Origin of the sequence: Rhodococcus sp. IEGM 1408, assembly GCF_033142235.1 — a bacterium.
Classification (GTDB): Bacteria; Actinomycetota; Actinomycetes; order Mycobacteriales; family Mycobacteriaceae; genus Dietzia.
Genome location: NZ_JAWLRW010000060.1, coordinates 1 through 261 on the forward strand (window position 1 = coordinate 1; position 261 = coordinate 261).

The window sequence follows — 261 nt, forward strand, 5'->3', positions numbered from 1 at the left end:
GATCTGTGGCAGCGTCAGTTTCGAGCTTTTCGCGGCGGTGATGAACGCCAACCGTTGCTGTGCTCGTTTGTCGTAGACGCGGTACCCGTTCGGGGCTCGGTCCGCCGGCAGCAGCCCCTCGCTTTCGTGGAAGCGCAGCGTCGTCGCCGGCACCCCGTCGCCGAGGAGAGTTACGAGATCAGATCAGCAGGGCTTCGGCAAGCCTGGTCTTCGTCCGTACGCAATCGTCAAAGACTGCGCTCGCCCTGTCGATTCGTTCTG

General features: G+C 62.8%; 1 protein-coding gene. It reads right to left on the bottom strand.

Features of this window, described 5'->3' with window-relative positions; all coding sequences use genetic code 11:
- Window positions 1-153: MerR family transcriptional regulator (locus R4P08_RS18500; RefSeq protein WP_317815322.1), on the bottom strand; the 153-nt coding region annotated here is incomplete at its 3' end.
- Window positions 154-261 lie beyond the last annotated feature (108 nt).